The sequence below is a fragment of the Microseira wollei NIES-4236 genome (assembly GCF_020521235.1).
In the GTDB taxonomy this organism is placed as follows: domain Bacteria; phylum Cyanobacteriota; class Cyanobacteriia; order Cyanobacteriales; family Aerosakkonemataceae; genus Microseira; species Microseira wollei.
This window is the reverse complement of record NZ_BLAY01000547.1, coordinates 1-501: the sequence shown is the minus strand read 5'-3', so window position 1 is coordinate 501 and position 501 is coordinate 1. Positions and strand designations below refer to the sequence as shown.

General features: G+C 46.3%; 2 protein-coding genes. One reads left to right on the top strand and one right to left on the bottom strand.

The window, feature by feature from the left end; genetic code table 11:
- Positions 1-123 precede the first annotated feature (123 nt).
- Positions 124-246 carry a hypothetical protein gene (locus MiSe_RS51855; protein ID WP_264197183.1) on the bottom strand — a complete coding sequence of 41 codons (123 nt, stop codon included), beginning with the start codon at positions 244-246 and terminating at the stop codon, positions 124-126.
- A gap of 34 nt (positions 247-280) precedes the next feature.
- Between MiSe_RS51855 and MiSe_RS49795 the strand changes: the two genes are divergently transcribed.
- A complete protein-coding gene (locus MiSe_RS49795; protein WP_226595034.1) occupies positions 281-421 on the top strand; it encodes a hypothetical protein in 141 nt (46 codons plus the stop codon).
- Positions 422-501: the final 80 nt, after the last annotated feature.

Sequence of the window (501 nt, the reverse complement as noted above, 5' to 3'; positions counted from 1 at the left end):
TGGAATCAATCAATACAGGGTAGGGGCACGGCACGCTCAATCTTAAATCTTAAACCGATCTATCTGTATTGCCGTGCCCCTACATTACCTGTACGCATCGCCCCGACATCAATGAATCTGGAATCAATCAATACAGGGTAGGGGCACGGCACGCTCAATCTTCAACTTTAAACCGAGGTATATGTATTGCCGTGCCCCGACATCAATGAATCTGGAATCAATCAATACAGGGTAGGGGCACGGCACGCTCAATCTTAAATCTTAAACCGATCTATCTGTATTGCCGTGCCCCTACATTACCTGTACGCATCGCCCCGACATCAATGAATCTGGAATCAATCAATACGAGGTAGGGGCACGGCACGCTCAATCTTCAACTTTAAACCGAGGTATATGTATTGCCGTGCCCCGACATCAATGAATCTGGAATCAATCAATACGAGGTAGTAGCACAGCACGCTCAATCTTAAATCTTAAACCGATCTATCTGTATTGCCGTGC